Consider the following 6014-nt stretch of genomic DNA (forward strand, 5'->3'; position numbering starts at 1 on the left):
GGCGCGACCCAGCCGTCAGCGGCTCCGGCCGCGAACCAGCAGGCCCAGCCGGTCGTTGCCCGCGACACCGCGATTGCGGCCAGCCCGCGCATCAAGATCGACACGCCGCGGCTTGCCGGCAGCATTTCGCTGAAGGGCGGACGCATCGACGACCTCGCGCTGGTGCAATACCGCGAAACGGTCGACCCGAAGTCGCCGCCGATCATCCTCTATTCGCCCTCGGGCTCGGCAGAACCCTATTACGCCGAGTTCGGCTGGGTGCCGGCAACGGGCGTGACCGCCAAGCTGCCGGACGCGCAAACTGTCTGGCAGCAGGACGGCAGCGGCAGCCTGACGCCGTCGACGCCGGCGGTGCTGAAATGGGATAATGGCGAGGGTCTCACCTTCCGCCGCACCATCTCGGTCGACGACCACTATCTCTTCACCGTCAAGGACGAGGTGAGCAATGTCGGCAACGCGCCGGTCACGCTCTATCCGTTCGCGCTGATCTCGCGCCACGGCACGCCGCAGGTCTCGGGCTACTACATCCTGCATGAAGGCCTGATCGGCTATCTCGGCGACCATGGCTTGCAGGAATACGCCTACAAGAAGATCGACGAAGCCAAGCAGGTGAACTTCAAGGCCACCAATGGCTGGCTCGGCATGACCGACAAGTACTGGGCCTCGGCGCTGCTGCCGGACACCAGCGCCCAGCTTCAGGCGCGCTTCTCGTCGAACCCCGTCGGCAACGTCCACACCTACCAGACCGACTATCTGCTCGATCCCGTCACTGTCGCGATCGGCGGCACCGCCACGGCGAACGCGCGCCTGTTCGCCGGCGCCAAGGAAGCCGGCGTCGTCGGCGTGTTCCCGTTCGCGGGCCTCGGCGGCTACAACAAGGCGCTCGGGCTCAACCATTTCGATCTCTTGATCGACTGGGGCTGGTTCTACTTCATCACCAAGCCGATGTTCCTCGGCCTCGACTTCTTCTACCGCTTCTTCGGCAATTTCGGCATCTCGATCCTGCTCGTGACCGTGATCGTGAAGCTGTTGTTCTTCCCGCTGGCGAACAAGTCCTACGCCTCGATGGCGAAGATGAAATCGATCCAGCCGCAGCTTCAGGCGCTGAAAGAGCGCTATCCCGACGACAAGGTGAAGCAGCAGCAGGAGATGATGGAGATCTACCGCAAGGAGAAGATCAATCCGGTCGCCGGCTGCCTTCCCGTGGTGATCCAGATCCCCGTGTTCTTCTCGCTCTACAAGGTGCTGTTCGTCACCATCGAGATGCGGCACGCGCCGTTCTACGGCTGGATCAAGGATCTCTCCGCGCCCGATCCGACCAATCTGTTCACCCTGTTCGGGCTGATCCCGTTCGATCCGACCACGCTCCCGGTGTTCGGCCACTACCTCGCGCTCGGCATCTGGCCGATCATCATGGGCATCACGATGTGGTTCCAGATGAAGCTGAACCCGACGCCGCCGGATCCGACGCAGCAGCTCATCTTCAACTGGATGCCGCTGATCTTCACCTTCATGCTGGCGGGCTTCCCGGCGGGTCTCGTGATCTACTGGGCCTGGAACAACACGCTCTCGGTGCTCCAGCAGAGCTTCATTATGCGCCGCAACGGCGTGAAGGTGGAGTTGTTCGACAATCTCAAGGCGACGTTCGCGAGGAAGGCGACGTAGACTTTCCGTCATTCCGGGGCGATGCGAAGCGTCGAGCCCGGAATCTCGAGATTCCCGGTCTGGTCCTTCGGACCATCCCGGAATGACAGCAAGCAAAGAGCTTCGCATGACCGACGACAAAGATGCGAAGCTGATCGAAGCCGGGCGAAAGCTGTTCGCCCGCGACTGGCAGTTCATCTGGGCCTCGCCCTCGATTGCCACGCTGCCGCCCATGACGGGGCTGGAGATTGCCTTTGCCGGCCGATCCAATGTCGGCAAGTCGAGCCTGATCAACGCACTCACAGGCCGCAACGCGCTCGCGCGCACCTCGCACACGCCGGGCCGCACCCAGGAGCTGATCTTCTTCGAGGTCCCGGGCAAGACGGACCTGCGCCTCGTCGACATGCCCGGCTATGGCTACGCCAAGGCGCCGAAGAGCCAGGTCGCGTCATGGACCGAGCTGATCCACAAATTCCTGCTCGGACGCGCCAGCCTCGCACGGGTCTACGTGCTGATCGACGCGCGGCACGGCCTCAAGGACGTCGATCTCGAAGTGCTCAAGACGCTCGACCGCTCGGCCGTCAGCTACCAGATCGTCCTGACCAAGGCCGACCAGGTGAAGGCCTCCGAGCTTCAGTCGCGCATCGCCGAGACGGAGACCGCGCTGGCAAAACATCCCGCCGCGTTTCCCAATGTGCTCGCGACCTCGTCACGGAGCTCGACCGGCATGGCCGAGCTGCGCGCCGCGATGGCGAAACTGCTCGAAGAGCGGGCCTCGTGATGGTGGCATTCCGCCTGTTGCTTGGGCTTGCCGGCTTGATGGGCGCCGCCGGCGTCGCGCTCGCTGCCGCCTCCGCCCATGGCACGGAAGCGAGCCGGCTCGCCTCCGCCAGCGCCATGCTGCTGTTACATGCAACTGCCATATTGGCCTGCGTCGCATTGCTCGCGCGCGGCCTTCTGCACGGCGGAATTGGCCTCACCGCCGCGTTCGGCTTCGTGCTCGGCGCCGCGCTGTTCGCGGGCGACCTCACCTTGCGGCAATATGCCGGCCATTCACTGTTTCCGTTCGCGGCACCGACCGGCGGAACGCTGATGATTGCAAGCTGGCTGTCAGTGACGCTGGCGGCAGTGGTGGCAAAGCGCTGACCCGTAGCCCGGATGGAGCGCAGCCCAATCCGGGACGGTGTTCGCGGGTAGATTCCCGGATTACGCGGAGCCTGTCATCGGGCGGCGCTTTGCGCCGACCCGGTGGCTCCATCCGGGCTACATATCAGTCACGCTTTGCGCCTCGCCCGCCAATCAGATAGAACGCGGCCCGACAGTCCCGCCAGCGAGATCCGCCTCATGACCGAAATCTCCCCGCTCGACCAGGCCCGCATCCTGTCCGAAGCGCTGCCGCACATGCAGCAGTACGACGAGGAAACCATCGTCATCAAATATGGCGGCCATGCCATGGGCGACGAGGAGACCGCGAAGAACTTTGCCCGCGACATCGTGCTGCTGGAGCAGACCGCGATCAATCCGGTTGTGGTGCATGGCGGCGGACCGCAGATCGCGACCATGCTCAAGCGCCTCGGCATCGTCTCGGAATTCGCCGCGGGCCTGCGCATCACCGACAAGGCGACCATCGAGATCGTCGAGATGGTGCTCGCCGGCTCGATCAACAAGCAGCTCGTCGGCTACATCAACGAAGCCGGCGGTAAAGCCGTCGGCCTCTGCGGCAAGGACGGCAACATGGTCACCGCGTCGAAGGCGACGCGCACCATGATCGATCCCGGCTCCAACATCGAGAAGGTGGTCGATCTCGGCTTCGTCGGCGAGCCGGAGAAGGTCGATCTCACGCTGCTCAACCAGCTGATCGGCTACGAGCTGATCCCGGTGCTGGCACCGCTCGCGACCTCTAGGGAAGGCCAGACCTTCAACGTCAACGCCGACACCTTTGCCGGCGCCGTCGCCGGCGCACTCAAGGCCAAGCGCTTGCTGCTGCTCACCGACGTGCCGGGTGTGCTCGACAAGTCGAAGAAGCTGATCCCGCAGCTCTCGGTGAAGGACGCGCGGAAGCTGATCGCCGACGGCACCATTTCCGGCGGCATGATCCCGAAGGTCGAGACCTGCATCTACGCGCTCGAGCAGGGCGTGCAGGGCGTCGTCATCATCGACGGCAAGATGCAGCACGCGGTGCTACTCGAGCTCTTCACCAACCAGGGCACGGGAACACTGATCCACAAGTGAAGAGCGAACGGCCAAGGAAAGAGGGCGTCATGCCCGGGCTCGTCCCGGGCATCCACGTTCTTTCTTTGCTGAAACAAGGCGTGGATGGCCGGGACAAGCCCGGGCATGACGGACTTAGAGCAAAGCCACGCCGCCGCTCCGTTCTTGCACGCTTCTTCATGACGCTGCCGGCAGCAGCCGTGTCATTCTTCTTCTCCTCCGCCCCGGCCTTCGCCGACCTCAAGATCTGCAACCGCATGTCCTATGTCGTCGAGGCCGCGATCGGCATCGACGACAAGGCGGCGACCGCGACGCGCGGCTGGTTCAGGATCGATCCCGCCACCTGCCGCGTGGTGGTGCAGGGCACGCTGACCGCCGATCGCATCCTGCTCAACGCCCGCGCACTCGGCGTCTATGGCGCATCCCCGATCCCCCAGAACGGCAGCGACATGCTGTGCGTGGCCCAGGACAATTTCGTCATCGCCGCCGCGCGGCAGTGCCGCGGCGGCCAGACCCAGGCCGCCTTCACCCAGATAACACCGACGCGGGGCGACGACGGCAATTTCGTTGCCTATCTCGCCGAGGATTCCGAATATGACGACGAGCAGGCGCGCCTCGCCGGCATCCAGCGGCTCCTGGTGATCGCAGGCTATGACGCCGCGCCGATCGACGGCGTGGACGGGCCGAAGACGCAAGGAGCGCTGGCTGCCTTCCTGAAGAGCCGCGGGCTGCCGTCCGATATCGTCTCCTCGCCGAATTTCTTCAAGACCATGGTCGATGCAGTGCAGACGCCTTCGGCAACCGGCCTGACCTGGTGCAACGACACGACGCACAGGGTGATGGCGGCGATCGCCACCGACGACGGCAAGTCGGTGACGAGCCGCGGCTGGTATCGCATCGATCCCAAGACGTGCCTGCATCCCGACGTGACCGGCCAGCCGAAGCAGATTTTCAGCTTCGCCGAGGCGGTCGATGCCGACAACCGCACGGTCAAACTGAAGGACAAGCCGCTGAACTGGGGCGGCGACAAGCAGCTCTGCACGCGCGAGACCAAGTTCGAGACCAACGAGCAGGCCGATTGCGGAGCGCGCGGATTCGCCGCCACGGGCTTTGGCGTGGTGGACATGTCGAGCGGCGGCAAGACACTGCGCTTTGCGATACCGTGATGTGATGACGGCGCCACAAATTCAGCTGTCGTCCCGGCGAAAGCCGGGACCCATACCTGGGGCTATGGGTCCCCGGATCTGCGCTTCGCTTGTCCGGGACGACGAGTTGAGAATGTTGAGATGAAATCCGCCCGCACCTTCACCCATGTCGACACCTGGGTGTTCGACCTCGACAACACGCTCTATCCGCATCACGTCAATCTGTGGCAGCAGGTCGATGCGCGGATCGGAGAGTTCGTGTGCAACTGGCTGAAGGTCAGCCCAGCGGAAGCGCGCAAGGTCCAGAAGGACTATTACCTGCGCTTCGGCACCACCATGCGCGGCATGATGACTTTGCATGGCGTGCGCGCCGACGATTACCTCGCCTATGTGCACAAGATCGATCATTCGCCGCTGCAGCCGAATCCGGCGCTCGGCGAAGCCATCGCAAAACTGTCGGGACGGAAGCTGATCCTGACCAACGGCTCGGTCGACCATGTCGACGCCGTGCTGGCGCGGCTCGGCCTCGCCACGCATTTCGACGGCGTGTTCGACATCATCGCCGCCGGGTTCGAGCCGAAGCCGGCGCCGCAGACCTATCGGAAATTCCTCTCCGACCATGCGGTCGATCCGACACGCGCCGCCATGTTCGAGGACCTCGCCCGCAACCTCACGGTCCCCCACGAGCTCGGCATGACGACGGTGCTGGTGGTGCCGGACGGCACGAAGGAAGTGGTGCGCGAGGACTGGGAGCTGGAGGGCCGGGATGCGGCCCATGTCGACCATGTCACGGATGATCTGACTGGTTTTTTGGGCAGGCTGTCGCACTGAGGCTGTAGCCCGGATGGAGCGAAGCGAAATCCGGGGTTCTCCTCGTTGAGGGACTTTTCCCGGATTGCGCTTCGAGGCTGGGCAAGTATCTGTTTTGCGCCCACCTTACACGGCGTATTCGAATGTTGGACGAATTTGGCCTCGGAGTGGCGGTGGGGCGGCCCGTAGCCGGGCGATGATGTC

Annotated in this window: 6 protein-coding genes; all 6 read left to right on the forward strand. The window is 64.1% G+C overall.

The features are described 5' to 3' along the window. A partial coding sequence (gene yidC / locus AC630_RS40510; RefSeq protein ID WP_074123922.1) for a membrane protein insertase YidC occupies positions 1–1665 on the forward strand: 1665 nt, incomplete at its 5' end. A 106-nt stretch (positions 1666–1771) separates the two neighbouring features. Beyond that, entirely contained in the window at positions 1772–2425 is a 654-nt protein-coding gene (gene yihA, locus AC630_RS40515; protein WP_074123927.1) for a ribosome biogenesis GTP-binding protein YihA/YsxC, read from the forward strand. Next, entirely contained in the window at positions 2425–2790 is a 366-nt protein-coding gene (locus tag AC630_RS40520; protein ID WP_074123923.1) for a DUF423 domain-containing protein, read from the forward strand. The genes yihA and AC630_RS40520 overlap by 1 nt, the downstream gene beginning before the upstream one ends. A 198-nt stretch (positions 2791–2988) precedes the next feature. After that, positions 2989–3876, forward strand: a complete 888-nt coding sequence (gene argB / locus AC630_RS40525; RefSeq protein ID WP_074123924.1) for an acetylglutamate kinase — start codon at positions 2989–2991, stop codon at positions 3874–3876. 158 nt (positions 3877–4034) lie between these two features. Further along, positions 4035–5021, forward strand: a complete 987-nt coding sequence (locus tag AC630_RS40530) for a DUF1036 domain-containing protein (protein ID WP_074123925.1) — start codon at positions 4035–4037, stop codon at positions 5019–5021. A gap of 120 nt (positions 5022–5141) precedes the next feature. After that, positions 5142–5831, forward strand: a complete 690-nt coding sequence (locus AC630_RS40535) for a pyrimidine 5'-nucleotidase (protein ID WP_074123926.1) — start codon at positions 5142–5144, stop codon at positions 5829–5831. Positions 5832–6014 lie beyond the last annotated feature (183 nt).

Source organism: Bradyrhizobium sp. AS23.2 (assembly GCF_001908185.1).
GTDB lineage: Bacteria > Pseudomonadota > Alphaproteobacteria > Rhizobiales > Xanthobacteraceae > Bradyrhizobium.